The organism is Citrobacter sp. RHB35-C21, from assembly GCF_013816515.1.
Lineage (GTDB): Bacteria > Pseudomonadota > Gammaproteobacteria > Enterobacterales > Enterobacteriaceae > Citrobacter > Citrobacter braakii.
In genome coordinates this window covers 163,775-180,905 of sequence record NZ_CP057147.1, presented here as the reverse complement: position 1 = coordinate 180,905, position 17,131 = coordinate 163,775, and the positions used below count along the sequence as shown (strand labels likewise).

The 17,131-nt window shown below is 53.7% G+C and carries 15 protein-coding genes and 1 tRNA gene; 7 read left to right on the top strand and 9 right to left on the bottom strand.

Annotation, left to right across the window (positions count from 1 at the left end):
• Positions 1-10 precede the first annotated feature (10 nt).
• The 8 genes from dppC to HVZ39_RS00820 all read right to left on the bottom strand — a co-directional run bounded on the left by dppC (position 11) and on the right by HVZ39_RS00820 (position 8,578).
• The gene (gene dppC, locus HVZ39_RS00855; protein ID WP_016154902.1) at positions 11-913 is read right to left on the bottom strand and encodes a dipeptide ABC transporter permease DppC; all 903 of its coding nucleotides are present in this window, start codon (positions 911-913) and stop codon (positions 11-13) included.
• 9 nt (positions 914-922) lie between these two features.
• Entirely contained in the window at positions 923-1,942 is a 1,020-nt protein-coding gene (dppB, locus tag HVZ39_RS00850; RefSeq protein WP_016154903.1) for a dipeptide ABC transporter permease DppB, read from the bottom strand.
• Between the two features lie 161 nt (positions 1,943-2,103).
• Positions 2,104-3,711 (bottom strand): dipeptide ABC transporter periplasmic-binding protein DppA, encoded by a 1,608-nt coding sequence (gene dppA, locus HVZ39_RS00845; RefSeq protein ID WP_016154904.1) that lies wholly within the window; start codon positions 3,709-3,711, stop codon positions 2,104-2,106.
• A complete protein-coding gene (locus HVZ39_RS00840; protein WP_137398959.1) occupies positions 3,626-3,862 on the bottom strand; it encodes a hypothetical protein in 237 nt (78 codons plus the stop codon). Before HVZ39_RS00840 ends, dppA begins: the two co-directional genes overlap by 86 nt.
• Positions 3,863-4,349: 487 nt before the next feature.
• Positions 4,350-4,426: transfer RNA gene (locus HVZ39_RS00835), tRNA-Pro, on the bottom strand.
• Between the two features lie 91 nt (positions 4,427-4,517).
• Positions 4,518-6,212, bottom strand: a complete 1,695-nt coding sequence (gene eptB / locus HVZ39_RS00830) for a kdo(2)-lipid A phosphoethanolamine 7''-transferase (RefSeq protein WP_016157716.1) — start codon at positions 6,210-6,212, stop codon at positions 4,518-4,520.
• 210 nt (positions 6,213-6,422) lie between these two features.
• Entirely contained in the window at positions 6,423-7,625 is a 1,203-nt protein-coding gene (locus tag HVZ39_RS00825; protein WP_181633113.1) for an MFS transporter, read from the bottom strand.
• Positions 7,626-7,876: 251 nt separating this feature from the next.
• Positions 7,877-8,578, bottom strand: coding sequence for an autotransporter outer membrane beta-barrel domain-containing protein (locus tag HVZ39_RS00820; protein ID WP_016154907.1), 702 nt, complete (start codon positions 8,576-8,578; stop codon positions 7,877-7,879).
• A gap of 159 nt (positions 8,579-8,737) precedes the next feature.
• On the opposite strand from HVZ39_RS00820, the gene tag reads away from it, so the two are divergent.
• Both tag and HVZ39_RS00810 read left to right on the top strand, forming a co-directional pair.
• Positions 8,738-9,307 carry a DNA-3-methyladenine glycosylase I gene (gene tag / locus HVZ39_RS00815; RefSeq protein WP_181633112.1) on the top strand — a complete coding sequence of 190 codons (570 nt, stop codon included), beginning with the start codon at positions 8,738-8,740 and terminating at the stop codon, positions 9,305-9,307.
• Positions 9,297-9,737 (top strand): N-acetyltransferase, encoded by a 441-nt coding sequence (locus HVZ39_RS00810; protein ID WP_016157718.1) that lies wholly within the window; start codon positions 9,297-9,299, stop codon positions 9,735-9,737. The genes tag and HVZ39_RS00810 overlap by 11 nt, the downstream gene beginning before the upstream one ends.
• On the opposite strand, the gene HVZ39_RS00805 is transcribed toward HVZ39_RS00810, so the two are convergent.
• Positions 9,706-12,039 (bottom strand): molybdopterin guanine dinucleotide-containing S/N-oxide reductase, encoded by a 2,334-nt coding sequence (locus tag HVZ39_RS00805; protein WP_181633111.1) that lies wholly within the window; start codon positions 12,037-12,039, stop codon positions 9,706-9,708. The genes HVZ39_RS00810 and HVZ39_RS00805 overlap by 32 nt on opposite strands.
• A 159-nt stretch (positions 12,040-12,198) precedes the next feature.
• On the opposite strand from HVZ39_RS00805, the gene HVZ39_RS00800 reads away from it, so the two are divergent.
• From HVZ39_RS00800 to HVZ39_RS00780, 5 genes are all read left to right on the top strand, one after another.
• On the top strand, positions 12,199-12,861 hold the full coding sequence (locus tag HVZ39_RS00800; RefSeq protein ID WP_016157720.1) for an OmpA family lipoprotein: 663 nt from the start codon (positions 12,199-12,201) through the stop codon (positions 12,859-12,861).
• Between the two features lie 101 nt (positions 12,862-12,962).
• On the top strand, positions 12,963-13,979 hold the full coding sequence (locus HVZ39_RS00795) for a LacI family DNA-binding transcriptional regulator (RefSeq protein ID WP_005133828.1): 1,017 nt from the start codon (positions 12,963-12,965) through the stop codon (positions 13,977-13,979).
• Between the two features lie 99 nt (positions 13,980-14,078).
• Positions 14,079-14,828, top strand: coding sequence for a hypothetical protein (locus HVZ39_RS00790; RefSeq protein WP_016154912.1), 750 nt, complete (start codon positions 14,079-14,081; stop codon positions 14,826-14,828).
• 3 nt (positions 14,829-14,831) lie between these two features.
• The gene (locus HVZ39_RS00785; protein WP_046275780.1) at positions 14,832-15,770 is read left to right on the top strand and encodes a sugar kinase; all 939 of its coding nucleotides are present in this window, start codon (positions 14,832-14,834) and stop codon (positions 15,768-15,770) included.
• 70 nt (positions 15,771-15,840) lie between these two features.
• Positions 15,841-17,121 carry an MFS transporter gene (locus tag HVZ39_RS00780; protein WP_003827389.1) on the top strand — a complete coding sequence of 427 codons (1,281 nt, stop codon included), beginning with the start codon at positions 15,841-15,843 and terminating at the stop codon, positions 17,119-17,121.
• The last annotated feature ends 10 nt before the right edge of the window (positions 17,122-17,131 follow it).

Genomic DNA, 17,131 nt, shown 5'->3' with positions numbered 1-17,131 from the left:
CTCGAACCTCTTACTGCTTCAGTTTGGGATCGAGCGCGTCACGCAGACCGTCACCCATCAGGTTAAATGCCAGCACCGTCAGCAGGATTGCCAGCCCCGGGAAGGTCACGACCCACCAGGCGCTTTGGGCAAATTGCAACACGTCAGAGAGCATGGTGCCCCATTCCGGCGTAGGCGGCTGTGCGCCCATCCCCAGGAAGCCGAGGGCAGCCATATCGAGAATGGCGTTAGAGAAGCCAAGCGACGCCTGAACAATCAGCGGCGCAAGACAGTTAGGAAGAATATTGACGAACATCTGGCGCATCGCACCGGCTCCGGCCACGCGGGATGCGGTAACGTAGTCGCGGTTAACCTCCACCAGGACGGCGGCGCGCGTCAGACGCACATAGTGCGGCAATGCCACGAACGTCAGCGCCAGCGCGGCGTTGCCAATCGAGGGCCCAAATACCGCCACCAGCACCAGCGCCAGTAGCAGGCTCGGCAGTGCCAGCATGATATCGACCACACGCATGATGACGTTATCGACAATCCCGCCAAAGTAACCGGCAATCAGCCCGAGAATCACGCCCATCAGCAGGGAGAGCACCACCACCAGACAGCCGACCAACAGAGACAAACGCGCACCGTACATCAGGCGGGACAGCACATCGCGGCCCACATCATCAGTACCAAACAGATGCGCCATGGTACCGCCTTCCTGCCACGCAGGAGGAGCCAGCAGCGTATCGCGGAACTGCTCTGCCGGGTTGTACGGCGCGAGGACGTTGGCAAAGACCGCAATCAGGATCATCACGACAACGTACACCAGCCCAACAACCGCACCTTTGTTGCGTTTAAAATAGTGCCAGAACTCCTGCAGCGGGGTCATGGGCACCGGTGCAGCAATAACTTTATTTTCAGTAACCTGTGACATGATGGCCCCTTACTTCCTATGCCGAATACGCGGGTTCACCACGCCGTACAGCAGGTCTACCAGCAGGTTGACGAGGATAATCATCGTCGCGACCAGCAGCACCCCGCCCTGTACCACTGGATAATCACGGCGTTGTAGCGCATCGATCAACCAGCGTCCCAGTCCCGGCCACGAGAAAATAGTCTCGGTCAGGATCGCCCCAGCCAATAACGTACCGACCTGCAGGCCGATAACGGTCACAACGGGAAGCATCGCGTTACGCAGAGCGTGAATGATGATGACGCGCATACGGGTCAGGCCTTTGGCGCGTGCGGTACGAATGTAATCTTCACCCAGTACTTCCAGCATTGATGAACGAGTCATACGCACAATTACCGCCAGAGGAATGGTGCCAAGCACCATTGCCGGCAGGATCATATGCGCCAGCGCATCGATAAAGTTGCCCTCTTCACCCCAAATGGCGGTGTCAATCAGCATGAAACCGGTCAGGGGATTGGAATCATCAAGGAACACCATGTCGCTCACCCGACCGGAAACCGGCGTCAGGTTCCACTGCACGGAAACCAGCATGATCAGCATCATGCCCCACCAGAAAATCGGCATGGAGTAACCCGTCAGCGCCAGGCCAACGGCAGTGTGATCGAAAATGGAGCCGCGCTTAACGGCAGCAAGTACCCCCACCGGAATACCCACCGCAACGGCGAAAATCATCGCGCAGACGCCAAGTTCCAGCGTTGCTTTAAAGCGAGGAACGAACTCTTCCCACACCGGTAATCGGCTTTTCAGCGAGATACCTAAATCACCATGCATAACCCCCCAGATGTAATGGAGGTACTGCTGCCACATCGGTTTATCCAGACCGAGTTCAGCCAACAGTTGAGCATGACGCTCAGGGGAAATTCCACGCTCACCCGCCATGATCATTACCGGATCGCCGGGGATCATATGAACGAAAGCAAAGGTGAGAAGAGTGATACCGATAAACGTGGGGATGACGAGTCCCAAACGTCGGAGAATGAACTGCAACATAACCCGGATTCTCTCTAATGACGCACGGCCTGGAACCGTGAATCTGTATTGCTCACAAATCTTATCTCCCCCTCCAGCGAGAGGGAGATAAAGCATTACTGTCAGGTGGCGCTACGGTGACCCGACTTAACGGTCCGTAGCGCTGCCTGGCTTGCTTTTAATTATTCGACAGAGACGTTTTCGAAGTGATGTTTGCCTAATGGATCAACCACATAGCCTTTCACTTCTTTACGCACTGGTTCATACACGGTGGAGTGAGCAACAATCAGAGCCGGGGCCTGATCGTGCATAACAACCTGAGCTTGCTTGTACAGTTCAATACGTTTGTTGTGATCGTCGGTCGCACGCGCCGGCTGGATCAGATCTTCAAACGGCTTGTAGCACCAGCGAGAGTAGTTGGAACCGTCTTTCGCTGCCGCACAGCTGAACAGGGTGGCGAAGAAGTTGTCCGGATCCCCGTTGTCACCGGTCCAACCCATCATCACCGCCTGATGCTCACCCGCTTTGGCGCGTTTCAGATATTCGCCCCACTCGTAGGTCACAATCTTGGCCTGAACGCCAATTTTCGCCCAGTCAGCCTGAACCATTTCCGCCATACGGCGGGCGTTCGGGTTGTAAGGACGCTGTACCGGCATGGCCCACAGCTCAACGGTGAAGCCTTTATCCTGACCCGCTTCCTTCAGCAGCGCTTTAGCCTTTTCAGGATCGTAGGTGTAGTCTTTAACGTCGTCGTTATAGCCCCACATGGTCGGTGGGATCAGGTTTTTCGCGGCAACGCCAGCGCCCTGATATACCGCTTTAATGATGGCTTCTTTGTTCACCGCGTAGGTCAGCGCCTGACGGACTTTCACGTCATCAAACGGTTTCTTCTCGGTGTTGAAAGAGAGGTAGCCAACGTTCAGACCGGCCTGCTCCATCAGGTTAATGTTTTTATCCTGCTTCATGCGCGCGATATCTGCCGGGTTCGGGTACGGCATCACCTGGCACTCGTTCTTCTGCAGTTTGGCGTAACGCACGGAAGCGTCAGGTGTAATGGAGAAGACCAGACGGTCAATCTGTGGCTTGGTGCCCCAGTAACCTTCGAATGCTTTATACAGAATACGGGAGTCTTTCTGGTACTGCTGCAGCTGGAACGGACCGGTCCCAATTGGGTTCAGATCCACTTTCTCCGGGGAACCGGCTTTCAGCATGTTGTCTGCATATTCTTTGGAAAGAATAGAAGCGAAGTCCATCGCCAGGTCAGCCAGGAAAGGCGCCTCCGGGCGAGTCAGCACGAACTGAACGGTTTTATCGTCCACTTTTTTCACTTCGGAGATCAGATCTGGCAGACCCATCCCTTCGAAGTATTCATAGCTACCGCCAGAGACTTTGTGGTACGGGTTCTGGGCATTTTTCTGACGATCGAAAGAGAACACCACGTCATCGGCGTTTAAATCGCGCGTCGGTTTGAAATCTTTGTTGTCCTGCCACTTCACGCCCTGGCGCAGGTGGAAGGTATAGGTTTTACCGTCTTCGCTGATTTCCCACTTCTCAGCAAGGCCCGGGATCACTTCAGTTGTACCGGTTTTGAACTCGACCAGGCGGTTATAGATCGGTACGGAGCTGGCATCATAGGTCGTGCCAGAGGTGAAAAGCTGTGGGTTAAAGCCTTCAGGAGATCCTTCTGAACAATAAACCAGAGTTTTAGCCTGTACGCTTGCGGCGCAGGTCATAGCCACCAGGCTCAGACCAAGCTTCAGCATCCCTGACTTCTTCAAGGAAATACTCATTCTTCTGCTCCAAATGTGATGTTTGTTGTTTTACCCTTTGCAGTGGGTTTGCACCGCCTGGCCTTTTTTGTTTTTTACCCGGCCGGGTCGGCGTTAAGAGGATAGGGATTCCGTTCACATAAGCGACTGAGTTGCAGTGCGGATTCTCCATGAAATGCCCCTCATGCCCTACAATCTGTCAACAGAATGTGAAAACGTCAATACAGGTAACCGTGATTTACACCAACGGTGAGAATTCGCAAACAAAGATTAAAAAAAGTGCAGAAGGACATTTTCAGCAGGGAAATTTGTGCTACGCGCACTATGCCAGAATAAACATCTTCATATTTCGCAACATTTGGTGATTAACATTTATGCAAATTATTAAAACTTTCTAAATTAATGCTGCATATCTGAGCGATTAATGCCATGAACGCTAAAGCGCACAGCGGAAAATGCCAGGTTCAGCCATAAGTAGCGCAAAAAAAGTTTCAAGCAAATATAAAAAAAGGCAATGGAATATGTCACAGAATCGTTAACAGTCAGTGGGAAGTGGTGCACAATTTTTGCAGATAAAAGGAAGGTCAATTTTGGTCGGTGAGAGAGGATTACTCGCCACTAATGCAAAAAACCCTGCTCGTTGAGCAGGGTTTTGAATTTGGTCGGTGATAGAGGATTCGAACCTCCGACCCCTTCGTCCCGAACGAAGTGCGCTACCAGGCTGCGCCAATCACCGAATGCGGGGCGCATCTTACTGCTCAGCCGCGCCCCCGTCAATCCCTTAGTATCAAAATGCCATTTGATCGGCGAGAAAGTCAGCAGCCCAATTACTGAGCCGTAACCTTCTTCGCGTCCGGGATACGGCACCAGTTGTTATTCTCGTTAATACCGCCATTTGGCGAGGTATAACCGAGGCAACCCAAAATAGTGTCGTACAGTTCCACATGACGACGCGGCACCTTCATATCCGCTTCTTGCTTCAGGTGTGCAAACGCCTTCGCATGGTCTGGGTCTTCCAGATATTTGTCTGACATCCACACCAGCATTGGAACGCGGAACTGCTCTGGCGGAGCCATTTTACGCGGCGTACCGTGCAGGTGCTCACGCTCGTTAATCGACTCACCGTGATCGGCGGCGTAGAACACTATCGCTTTCTTATCCCGCAGTTGATCAAACACTTTGGTAATAAAGTGATCAACATAGGTTACCGAGTTATCAAAAGAGTTAATCATCTCGGCTTTCGAGCAACCGCTATCCACATTGACACACTCCGGCTTCCACTGCGCATATTCGCGGGTGTAGCGCTGCGTGTAGTTAAAATGCGAACCTTTGGTATGCAGAATAATCAGACGTTTGCCATCATCATCCGTCGGTTGCAGAGACTGCTGCATTTCGGTAATCAACAGCATATCGTCAACGTTCTTGCCACGGTTACGCGGCTCTGCGCCAATCTGCTCTCGGTAAGCGATGTTCTCCGCCATGGTATTGCTGTAGAACCACATCTCGCTTTGCATCGCGTAGAGGTCTGTCTTGAACCCTAACTGACCGAGCACGGAAAAGACGTTTTGTTCTTTCAGGGTACGCTGCGGGTTTTCTTCCGCCCCACCTTCACGCACAAACATACAGCGCAGCGAAAGCTTGGTCGCCGTGTCACAGGAATATCCACGGAACGCGGCCAGGTTTTTCTCCTGGGCGAGCCTTGGCGTGGTATTTCGCTCATAGCCAAAAATCCCCATATGGTCCCAGCGGGTGGTTTCGCCGATAATAAAGACCACATAGGTGTCGTCGAGGTTCTTGGGCTCAACATAGGTAAATTTCTTCGCCGGGTTCATCAACGATTTGTTGTCTGAGGATTCATCCACCTGTGCCCAGGCGTACAGACCCAGCGCAGAGAGCCAGTTTGACGGCAAATAAGAGTTCGCCACAACCCCGCCATAGCTGGGTAAATCGATACCTGTTTCTCGCTCTACGCTTCTCTGTTGCATGCTCAGCAGGCGAATCGGCGCCCACACCATCAGGCCGGCCAGTAAAACTACCGCTACGCTACGCCACCTCATGCCCGGTGTACGAATTTGTCTCATCAACGTGTAGCGGCAGCGGTTACTCCAAATCAGCACCAAGGGAATAATACTGACCGAAACCAGCCACACGATGAAATGCCAGCCGACGACTTCTTTCGATAAATCAATATCCGTGGTCATTACGGAGGCGATAATACCGTAACCAATTACCACGTTCAGGAAGGTCATATAATAACTGGCGCCGGCAGAACACAGCACCAAACAGGTTGCCAGGACACGCCAGGCGCGGCGGCCAAACAAAGAGAGAAGTCGTAGTAAAAAGAAGGTCACCAGCACAGTGCCGGCCAATTCAACAACCGCGGAGAGTCCTTTCCAGACGGTAAAATCGTGCGCATATCCGCTGAAACGACGGAAAAATACAGCACAGTTCATAAACAAACCGATATAGATTGCCAGCAAGAAACTGAGTTTCTGCTGCGTCATCGACTTAATGTATCTCATGCAAACAAACCCTGGAAATCGGGATAAAAAACCCTGAGCAGCGATCAATCAGACCTGACAGAGGAAAAATGCGACAACAGCAGAGGTGAAATGTCTACGAGCGCGGGTAAGTAGACCACAGGAGGGAGCAAAAGTGCTTATAGAGAATGAAAATGGCGCATAAATTTTTGTAAATATATGCGCCAGGTATTAATCATACTACTAATAGATTTAGGCGTGCGCCTCGGTATAGACGCTACGTTGTGGCTGACGAATAGTGGTAGAAAGCGCCAGCGAAATGATTAACAGCGCAAAGATGACGCAGAAGGTCACATAGAACCCGCCAAACAGCGAGGCGATAATGGAACCGCAAATGCTACCGATACCGAAGCCCAGGTAAATAACACCGTAGTTTTTAGCCAGGTTATTCAGACCGAAGAACTCGCTGACCAGTGACGGGAATACGGTGATGGTGCCGCCAAAGTTAAATGCGACACAGGCAATAGCCATAAAGAAGCTTACGTCATTCAGCGGCGCGAACAACAGTGCAGCCATACCGACCAGAGAAACGACCTGACCAATGGTGATCACGCGAATACGGGAGATTTTATCGGACAGAATCCCCAGCACCAGACGACCCGACAGGTTCGCGATAGAAATGACGGTAACCGCATTCGCCGCCGTCGCCACATCCATATGCGCCAGGCTTTGTGCGATATCTTTCGCCACGCCAATGACGTACAGACCGCTCATACACGCTGTCAGGAACATGACTGCCAGCATCCAGTACTGCGGTTTGCGCATGGACTGCGCCAGGGTGTAGTCGTTCTCAACTACGCCATTCTTCGCTTTCACTTCCTGATTCGGCGCATCTTTCATCAGCGTGGAGCCAAAGACGATCATCACCAGTACGATCGCCCCCCAAATCATGAAGGTTTTTTCCAGGCCCACGGTGCTCAGCAGTTGGCTGTCGATAAATTTAAAACCGAGGCTGCCAAGGCCATAAGAACCGATGGCAAAGGCGGAAATCAGCCCTTTACGCTCAGGGAACCATTTTACGCAGTTGGAAAGCGTTAACAGGTAACCTGCGCCGTCCGCCAGACCAACCAGCACACCGGCGCTCAGCCACAGCATAATCAGGCTGTTGGAATAGGCGGTTAAGAAGAAACCGACGCCGAGTAAAATACCGGAGGCCATGGTGACGCGTTTCACGCCAAAACGTTCCTGCAGCTTGCCGGCAACGGAAGAGGAAATCGCCAGCCCGAGACTCAGCAGGCCAAAGGAAAATGCCACCTGACTTACCGGCGCATCGAGCTTAGAAGAGAGCGCGCCATTAAACAGGCTCCAGGTATAAACAGAACCTAAAGCAAATTGGGTAATAATCGTGCCGATCAGTGTTAGCCAGCGAGTGCGCTGATAATCAGAAGTTTTCATGGCAGTCTTCCTGCATAAGCAAAATGGGAAATTCTCTGCCAACAACCATACCGAAGCGCTTTTATGGCCAGGAGAAAACGGCATGAAATGCCACCAGGACGGAATGAAATGCCTGGAATGCGGAATGAATGACGAGACAAAAAGTCGGGTTACTGAATTTTATCGTAAGAGTTAGTACACGCTATCGCTGAGGGGCGTGTGATTGTTGATCTCAATATGTAACAGAGATGTTTATATGATGATTGTTTGCGTTAAAATTTGGCACTCACTCCCATGGTGTACATATAGTCGCTGTTATTGGTGCTATTTTCCGCCTGCGAAAGCGCCGCGTAAGCCGCCATGTGCCGGTTCAACAGCATATCTGCGCCAACGGTAACATCCAGCCAGTTACCGTCTTGACCCGCCGCCGTCATGCGACTGAGGCCCGACTGCGCTTTCCAGATATTCTCGCCAAACTGCTGGTTATAGCTGATTTGCGCCCACGGTCGCACATCACCGAACTGAGAATTGACTCGCCAGCCTAACGTGCTGACGCTGGCATGCCACAGCGGATCGTTCTGCGTTACCGACGTCACGCTATCGCCAAATTCGTTGTAAGTAGACGTGGTCGAACCGTCATAATGCAGCGCGGCCACCGGACCGGTCATCACCTGCCTTGAAAGCGGAAAGTTCCAGCCCATACTCATGCCGCTGGTCGCATCCATAGGCGTTTCATCCGCCAGATTCACCACGGGACCCGCCACGTTTTGAGTGGAGCGAATACGTTCTTCCAGAATGTCGTTATAACGTGGTTGGTGATCGCTGTCCCATGTATAACGTTCAGCCGTATGCCCTGACATCGCATCAACGATATATTCTTGTTGCCAGCCATATGCTGTATTGATGAACAGCGCACAAACTACGACGCTCGCCAGAGTTAACCTTTGGCGACCACTACTGTTTCTTATAATCATCAACGCGACTCCAGAAAAGAGCCGAATTCGGCGATATTATTGTCATTGTGTGAAGGATATCGGGCCCATCAGGCCCTGTATTAAATATTGTCTTTTTAGCTGGCGCGTCAAGGCGGGCCGAATGAAATTTTTACGCCAGTAAAAACAGCGAGGAAGAATATGCAGCGTTGCGGATGGGTCAGCCAGGACCCACTTTACATTGCCTACCACGACAAGGAATGGGGCGTCCCCGAAACAGATGGCAACAAGCTGTTCGAAATGATCTGTCTGGAAGGCCAACAGGCCGGTTTATCGTGGATCACCGTGCTAAAGAAACGGGAAAATTATCGCCACGCCTTCCACCATTTTGACCCGGAAAAAGTGGCGGCCATGACTGAAGAGGATGTGGAAAGACTGGTACTGGATGCAGGTATTATTCGCCATCGAGGAAAAATTCAGGCCATTATCGGCAACGCTCGCGCCTTTCTGACCATGGCGCAAAACGGAGAATCATTTAGCGAGTTCGTCTGGTCGTTTGTTGATAACCAACCGCAACTGACCCGCGCCGCCAACCTGAGCGATATCCCCACCTCTACATCGGCGTCAGATGCGCTGTCTAAAGCGTTAAAAAAACGCGGATTTAAGTTTGTCGGCACCACCATTTGTTACTCCTTTATGCAGGCATGCGGCCTGGTCAACGACCATGTCACCAGCTGTATCTGTTACCCGAGAGAACAACATGATTCGTGAATCAAAGGCTGACGATCTACCGTCGATTCTGGCGCTGTGGATGGAAAGCACGATCCATGCCCATCCGTTTATCGAAGAACGCTACTGGCGCGAAAGTGAATCCATCGTGCGGGATGTTTATCTGCCAGCCGCACAAACCTGGGTATGGGAAGAAGAAGGGGTGCTCAAAGGCTTTGCCAGCGTCATTGACGACCGCTTTCTCGGCGCGCTGTTCGTGGCACCTGCCGCCATCAGAAGCGGGATCGGCAAAGCGCTGGTGCAGCATGTGCAGCAGCGCTTTTCGTTACTCAGCCTCGAGGTCTACCAGAAGAATCAATCAGCGGTGAACTTCTACCATGCGCTGGGTTTTCGCATTGAAGATGGCGCATGGCAGGAAGAGACTCACCATCCCACGTGGATTATGGGTTGGCAGGCGGATCAAACGCCGTAAGCGTCAACGTTGGTCCGCTGTATTTTTCGAGCCACGCCAGCGCAGTGTTGCCCGCACAGCCATTCCCCAGCTTCGAGCTGGGGAGATCTTTGGTCAGCACGTTGACGGCGCCATTTTTACAAATACCGTTGGCGGCGAGGTCCAAATCAGGCCAGGCGCCCTCATGAATACAGATGACACCGGGTTTAATTCCCGTCGTCACGACCGCTCCCGCCAGAACGTGCCCACGCTGGTTCCACACCCTGACCGTGTCGCCATCCGCAATACCGCGCGCTTTGGCATCCTGCGGATGAATCGTGACGGGCTCACGATCCGCTACCGCATACTGTTCGCGCAACGCGCTGTAATTTAGCTGACTGTGCAAACGGTGCGCCGGATGGGCGGAAAGCAGCTGTAACTGGCCCGGCTCGGCGTTACCGAACCACTCATCCGGCTCCAGCCACATCGGATGCCCCGCACAGTCCGCGTAACCGTAACTGGCAATCCTCGCGGAGTAGATTTCAATTTTACCGCTGTCCGTTTTCAGCGGATGCGCCTGTGGGTTGCGGCGAAAATCCGCGAAACGGATAAACTGCGCGCTGGCGGCGTTTTCTGGCATTTCGATCAGCGCATTCCGCTGCCAAAACTCGGTGAATGGCGGCAACGTCACCTGCTGGCTAGCCCCACGCTGCCCGGCAATGTTGTAAAAAGTCTCCAGCCATTCCAGCTCGCTTTTGCCTTCGGTAAATCGCTCATATCCGCCCTTCTCCCAGCGTTCACTCAGCTCGGCAAAGACATCAAAATCATTTCGCGCTTCATCCTGCGGCGATACAACCTGCTTCATCGGCACCAGATGCTGGTTGCTGTAATCGCCAGTCATGGTCAAATCATTACGCTCAAAAGACGTCGTCGCTGGCAGCACGATATCCGCATGCTTCGCTGCGGCTGTCCAGAAACACTCTGAGATAACCACCAGCTCCGGTTTTTGCCAGGCGCGAATCAGACGGTTGGTGTCCTGATGATGGGTGAAGTTAGCGCCGCCCGCCCACCACAGCATACGGATGTCCGGGAAATGGCGGTCCATCCCGTTGTGCTGATAAAAACCACCCGGGTTCTCCAGCGCTTCAACAATTCGCGCCACCGGGATTTTATCCACCGCGTCGGTGCCGTTTTTAACGCTGCCCTGCATTGAAGCCAGCACCGCAGCACGGCGCGTGGGGTTGCCGCCGTTGGCAAAATGATACGACAGCCCAAAGCCGCCGCCAGGCGTCCCGATTTGCCCGAGCATGGCGGCCAGCGTGACAATCATCCAGTGTTTCTGCTCGCCATACTGCTGGCGTTGCATACCCCATCCCGCCATCAGCATGGTGGTGTTTTTGTGAAATATCGCCGCAAGTTCACGTATTTTCGTCGCCGGAACGCCACAAATTTCAGCGGCCCATTCTGCCGTTTTTGCAACATCGTCAGATTTGCCCAGCAGATAGTCAGCAAAACGGTCATATCCGGTCGTACACCGGGCAAGAAAGTCCGCGTCGTGCCAGCCGTTTTCCACCAGCGTATGCGCGATACCCAGCATCAGCGCCACGTCGGTTCCCATATGTGGAGCGATCCATTCCATCTTCTCGCCAAAGAAATCGACGCTTTCCGATCGCATCGGATCGATACAGATCAACCGCTTCCCGCTGCCACGCAGTGCCTCAAAGTAAGCGAGGCCCTGCTCGTCGGAGGCGTTCCAGGCAATTTTCAGGGTATTCAGCGGATTGGCGCTCCATAACACCACCACTTCGCTGTTCTCCAGCACCACCGGCCAACTGGTCTGCTGCTGGTAAACTTCGTTACCGCCCACCACGTACGGCATGATGGCCTGCGCAGCACCCGTCGAGTAATCCCCCAGATGCCCGGTATAACCACCCGCCAGCGCCATATAACGCTGTAGCAGGGTCGCTGCTTTGTGTAACACGCCGTTGGAACGCCAGCCGTAGGAACCGGCAAAAATCGAGGCCGGGCCGTAGCTGTCACGGATGCGTTTATGCTGCGTATGGATAAGATTCAGCGCGTCGTCCCAACTGACACGAACAAATTCATCCTGCCCGCGCACCCCCTGCGGATTCTCCGGCGAGGCGAGAAAGCCTTTACGCACCATGGGAAAACGTACCCGCGTTTTACTGTGTACCTGGTCGCGCACCACGGTTTGCAAAGAGTTGGGATGGGCGGTGGGCAGCGCGCCGCGAGAGGAGAAAACCGTCTCGCCATCGGTTTCGACGAGAATAGGTCCCCAGTGGGCGGCGGTTAACACCGAGTAATGTGCGGGTGAATTAGCCAAGATGGCGCTCCTGAATGCGATGTGACGGCTTATTTATTATGCCGTTCAATGTTACTTACAAATTTCAGAGTGTTCCCTGGAATTTTCTTCATGTTCACACGTCATAATCAACCGCCACGGTCGCTGTGGCAAAGAAGAAAAAGTCATTAAGGAATTAAGATGAAGAAACGTGTTTTTGTTATTGCTGCCATCGTGAGCGGCGCCCTGGCGGTTTCTGGCTGCACAACAAACCCTTACACCGGAGAACGCGAAGCGGGTAAATCCGGCATTGGCGCGGGTATTGGCTCTCTGGTCGGCGCGGGTATTGGCGCACTCTCTTCTTCGAAGAAAGATCGCGGCAAAGGCGCGCTGATTGGTGCGGCGGCTGGCGCGGCCGTTGGCGGCGGTGTCGGCTATTACATGGACGTGCAGGAAGCAAAACTGCGCGACAAAATGCAGGGAACGGGCGTCAGCGTGACGCGCAGTGGCGATAACATCATTCTGAATATGCCAAATAACGTCACCTTCGACAGCAACAGCAGCAACCTGAAACCTGCGGGTGCCAACACCCTGACTGGCGTGGCAATGGTACTGAAAGAGTACAATAAAACCGCCGTCAACGTGCTCGGCTTCACCGACAGCACCGGCAGTCAGGATCTGAATATGCGCCTGTCGCAGCAGCGCGCGGACTCCGTGGCCAGCGCCTTAATCACTCAAGGCGTCGCCGCTAACCGTATCCGCACTCAGGGTATGGGCCCGGCAAACCCGATCGCCAGTAACAGCACGGCGGAAGGTAAAGCACAAAACCGCCGCGTAGAGATCACCTTAAGCCCGCTCCAGTAACTTTTTGTGCCGGATAATGGCAGCGTCTTATCCGGCATGAAGCACTTGCCATCGTTGATTTTCGCGTTAAGGTGTTGTCACCAAATTTAGGGAAATCAGCGATGAGCAAATCAACACGGGCAACCATCAGCGATGTGGCGAAAGCCGCAAAAACCGGCAAGACCAGCATTTCACGCTACCTCAACGGTGAAAAGCACCTGCTTTCCGACGCGCTACTGGCCCGCATTGAACAAGCCATTGCCGATCTCGACTACCGTCCCAGCCTGATGGCAAGAGGCCTGAAACACGGTCGTACCCGTCTGATTGGTCTGATCATCGCCGATATTACTAATCCCTACTCCGTCAACGTGTTAAGCGGTATTGAAGCCGCCTGTCGCGATAAGGGCTTTACCCCGCTGGTGTGTAACACCAACAACGAAGTGGATCAGGAGCTGCATTATCTCGACCTGCTGCGCAGCTACCAGGTCGAAGGGATTGTGGTCAACGCCGTTGGAATGCGCGAAGAGGGGCTGAACCGTCTGCAACAGTCTGCGCTGCCGATGGTTCTGATTGACCGTAAAATTCCCGATTTTGCCTGTGATATGGTCGGGCTGGATAACACCCAGGCGGCAACGGTTGCCACTGAACATCTGGTCGAGCAAGGTTTTGAAGCCATCCTGTTCCTCAGCGAGCCGCTGGGCATGGTGAATACCCGCCGCGAACGCCTGAGCGCTTTTCGCGCCACGCTCGCACAGTACCCCGGCGTTATCGCGCAAAATGCCGAAGTCCCGCTAACGGACAATACGCAACTGGATGACACGCTGCGCCAGTTTCACCAGCAGCATCGGGGGATGCGCAAAGCCGTTATCTCTGCCAACGGCGCTCTCACGCTGCAGGTTGCCCGCGCCCTGAAGCGCATTGGCCTTAACTGGGGCAGCGATATCGGCCTGCTCGGTTTTGACGAACTGGAATGGGCGGAGCTGGCGGGCGTCGGTATCACCACGTTGAAACAACCCACATGGCAGATTGGCTACACCGCCGTTGAGCAGGTTGTACGCCGAATTGATGGCGGTTCTGCTGCCATTCAGGAACAGGTATTCTCCGGCGAGCTGATCGTACGCGGCTCAACCGCCCGTTAAATTTCCTTCGTGATGGTGATCATAAATTCGACATCATGAGCTTTTCTTTGGAACCGGTTCCATATAGCGTTATAACAAGAATGCTAGTCTGGAGTTTCCATGAAAAGAAAAATTATGGTGGTTACCGCCGCCTACGGCTACGACCAGGTGCGGGCAGCAGGCGGGCAAACGGCAATGTTGCCCATCATTGCCGAAGCCGGTGCTGACGGCGTCGAAATCCGCCGCGAGTTATTAACCGACGCCGAGCTGAAAACGCTGTCCACAATGGCCTCTGCAATCGAACTCTTCGGCCTGCTGGCCTGTTATTCAGCGCCTGAACCGTTATTCCTTGAGGATGGGAACCTGAATCCCCGACTTCCGCAGCTCCTCGAAGAAGCGCAGGCCCTACAGGCGCTGTGGTTAAAAGTCTCTCTCGGTCATTTTTCCCATACCGAACAGTTCGACGATTTACGTGAATGGCTGGACAACAGCGGCATGGAGCTGGTTGTGGAAAACGATCAGACCGCCTGCGGACGCCTGCAGCCGATGCAACGCTTTAATGAAGCCTGTCAGACGCAAAACCTGCCGATATCTCTGACTTTCGATATGGGCAACTGGCTGTGGGTTGGCGACTCCCCGGAACAGGCCGCGCAGAACCTGGCGCCAACCGTCGGATATATCCATGTCAAAGCCGCAGTTACGCATCGCGATAGCTACCGTGCCGTACCGCCTGATGAAGCAGATTCACGCTGGCTGGCGCTGTTAAAAACGCTGCCCAACGATGTTCCGCGCGGTATTGAGTTCCCCCTGGAAGGGCAGGATTTGACGGCGGTTACCCGCCACTACGTCGAGCTGTTACGCGAGGAGTAACACATGAAAAATTCACTGGATGCGGTCACTATTGGTGAAGCGATGGCGATGTTTGTCGCCACGCAAACCGGCGAACTGACGGATGTAGAACAGTTTATCAAGCGCGTTGCAGGCGCTGAACTCAACGTGGCGACCGGTCTTGCTCGTCTGGGCCTGAAGGTCGGCTGGGTGAGCCGCGTAGGCAATGACAGTTTTGGTCGTTTTATCGTTAAGTCGCTGGAAAAAGAAGGGATTGATGCGCAGGGAGTTACCCAGGACGGGCGTTACGCTACCGGCTTTCAGCTTAAATCTAAGGTCGAAAATGGAACCGATCCCATTGTGGAGTATTTCCGCAAAGGGTCCGCCGCCAGCCACCTCAGCGTTGAGGACTATCACGAGGACTATTTCGCCAGCGCGCGCCACTTGCACCTGAGCGGCGTGGCGGCTGCGCTTTCTGCCAGTTCCTATGAACTACTGGCGCACACCGCCCGCACGCTGAAAGCCCAGGGGAAGACCATCTCGTTCGATCCAAATTTGCGTCCGGTGCTGTGGAAAAGCGAAGCCGAGATGGTGGAAAAACTGAACCGGCTGGCATTCCAGGCTGACTGGGTTTTACCTGGATTAAAAGAGGGGATGATTTTAACCGGCCAACAGACGCCTGAAGCCATCGCCGACTTTTATCTGCGTCACGGAGTGAAGGCCGTGATCATCAAAACCGGGGCTGATGGTGCCTGGTACAAAACAGCCAGCGGTGAACAAGGTTGCGTTGCACCGGTAAAAGTCGACAACGTGGTCGATACGGTCGGCGCAGGCGATGGCTTTGCCGTGGGCGTTATCAGTGCCCTGCTGGAAGGCCGTTCGCTGCATCAGGCGGTGACCCGCGGCAATAAAATCGGCGCACTGGCCATTCAGGTTCAGGGCGACAGCGAAGGATTACCCACACGTGAACAATTAGGGGAATAAACTCCCGGCCAACTCTGTCTCTGTACCCTACATACAGAGGCGGCGTATCAGCATAACCAGAGGGCAGTCTATGAATAGCTCAACTAATGCAGCAAAACGCTGGTGGTACATTATGCCAATCGTGTTTATCACGTATAGCCTGGCGTACCTTGACCGTGCGAACTTCAGCTTCGCCTCCGCCGCCGGTATCAACGAGGACCTCGGCATTACCAAAGGGATCTCTTCCCTGCTGGGCGCTCTGTTTTTCCTCGGCTATTTCTTCTTTCAGATCCCAGGCGCGATTTACGCAGAACGGCGCAGCGTACGAAAACTGATTTTTGTCTGTCTGATCCTCTGGGGCGCATGCGCGTCGTTAACCGGTATGGTCAGCAATATTCCAATGCTTGCCGCCATCCGCTTTATTCTTGGCGTCGTTGAAGCCGCGGTGATGCCCGCAATGCTGATTTATATCAGCAACTGGTTTACGAAATCCGAGCGCTCGCGCGCTAACACTTTCCTGATCCTCGGCAACCCGGTTACCGTCCTGTGGATGTCTGTGGTTTCCGGTTATCTGATTCAGGCGCTGGGCTGGCGGGAAATGTTTATCATCGAGGGCTTCCCGGCCATCATCTGGGCGTTCTGCTGGTGGGTATTGGTAAAAGACAAACCGTCTCAGGTCGGCTGGCTGTCAGAATCTGAAAAAGCCGCCCTTCAGGCGCAACTGGAAAAAGAGCAGCAAGGCATCAAAGCCGTGCGTAACTATAGCGAGGCCTTCCGCTCACGTAACGTCATCCTGCTGTGCATGCAGTATTTCGCCTGGAGTATTGGCGTCTATGGTTTTGTCCTGTGGCTACCGTCGATTATCCGCAACGGCGGCGCAAATCTGGGCATGGTAGAGGTTGGCTGGCTGTCATCCGTACCTTATCTGGCGGCGACGGCGGCGATGATCCTTGTCTCCTGGGCCTCCGATAAGCTGCAAAACCGTAAACTGTTTGTCTGGCCGCTGTTATTGATAGCCGCTTTCGCTTTTATCGGCTCCTGGGCCGTGGGTGCAGACCACTTCTGGATTTCTTACACGCTGTTAGTTATTGCGGGTGCGGCAATGTACGCCCCATATGGCCCCTTCTTCGCCATCATCCCGGAAATGCTGCCGCGCAACGTCGCCGGGGGTGCAATGGCGCTGATTAACAGCATGGGCGCGCTAGGCTCATTCTTTGGTTCATGGTTTGTCGGCTACCTCAATGGCGCAACCGGCAGCCCATCCGCCTCGTACATTTTTATGGGGGTAGCGCTTTTTGTCTCAGTATGGCTAACTTTAATTGTTAAGCCTGCTAATAATCAGCAATTACCTATTGGCGCACGCCACGCTTAAATTTTAACTT

What these genes read in the sequence shown, in the direction of transcription:
- HVZ39_RS00795 (WP_005133828.1), top strand. Translation starts at nt 12,963, where the DNA reads ATGAGCAAATCAACACGGGCAACCATCAGCGATGTGGCGAAAGCCGCA.
- tag (WP_181633112.1), top strand. Translation starts at nt 8,738, where the DNA reads ATGCAGCGTTGCGGATGGGTCAGCCAGGACCCACTTTACATTGCCTAC.
- HVZ39_RS00790 (WP_016154912.1), top strand. Translation starts at nt 14,079, where the DNA reads ATGAAAAGAAAAATTATGGTGGTTACCGCCGCCTACGGCTACGACCAG.
- HVZ39_RS00825 (WP_181633113.1), bottom strand. Translation starts at nt 7,625, where the DNA reads ATGAAAACTTCTGATTATCAGCGCACTCGCTGGCTAACACTGATCGGC.
- dppB (WP_016154903.1), bottom strand. Translation starts at nt 1,942, where the DNA reads ATGTTGCAGTTCATTCTCCGACGTTTGGGACTCGTCATCCCCACGTTT.
- eptB (WP_016157716.1), bottom strand. Translation starts at nt 6,212, where the DNA reads ATGAGATACATTAAGTCGATGACGCAGCAGAAACTCAGTTTCTTGCTG.
- HVZ39_RS00840 (WP_137398959.1), bottom strand. Translation starts at nt 3,862, where the DNA reads ATGGAGAATCCGCACTGCAACTCAGTCGCTTATGTGAACGGAATCCCT.
- HVZ39_RS00810 (WP_016157718.1), top strand. Translation starts at nt 9,297, where the DNA reads ATGATTCGTGAATCAAAGGCTGACGATCTACCGTCGATTCTGGCGCTG.
- HVZ39_RS00785 (WP_046275780.1), top strand. Translation starts at nt 14,832, where the DNA reads ATGAAAAATTCACTGGATGCGGTCACTATTGGTGAAGCGATGGCGATG.
- dppC (WP_016154902.1), bottom strand. Translation starts at nt 913, where the DNA reads ATGTCACAGGTTACTGAAAATAAAGTTATTGCTGCACCGGTGCCCATG.
- HVZ39_RS00780 (WP_003827389.1), top strand. Translation starts at nt 15,841, where the DNA reads ATGAATAGCTCAACTAATGCAGCAAAACGCTGGTGGTACATTATGCCA.
- dppA (WP_016154904.1), bottom strand. Translation starts at nt 3,711, where the DNA reads ATGAGTATTTCCTTGAAGAAGTCAGGGATGCTGAAGCTTGGTCTGAGC.
- HVZ39_RS00820 (WP_016154907.1), bottom strand. Translation starts at nt 8,578, where the DNA reads ATGATTATAAGAAACAGTAGTGGTCGCCAAAGGTTAACTCTGGCGAGC.
- HVZ39_RS00800 (WP_016157720.1), top strand. Translation starts at nt 12,199, where the DNA reads ATGAAGAAACGTGTTTTTGTTATTGCTGCCATCGTGAGCGGCGCCCTG.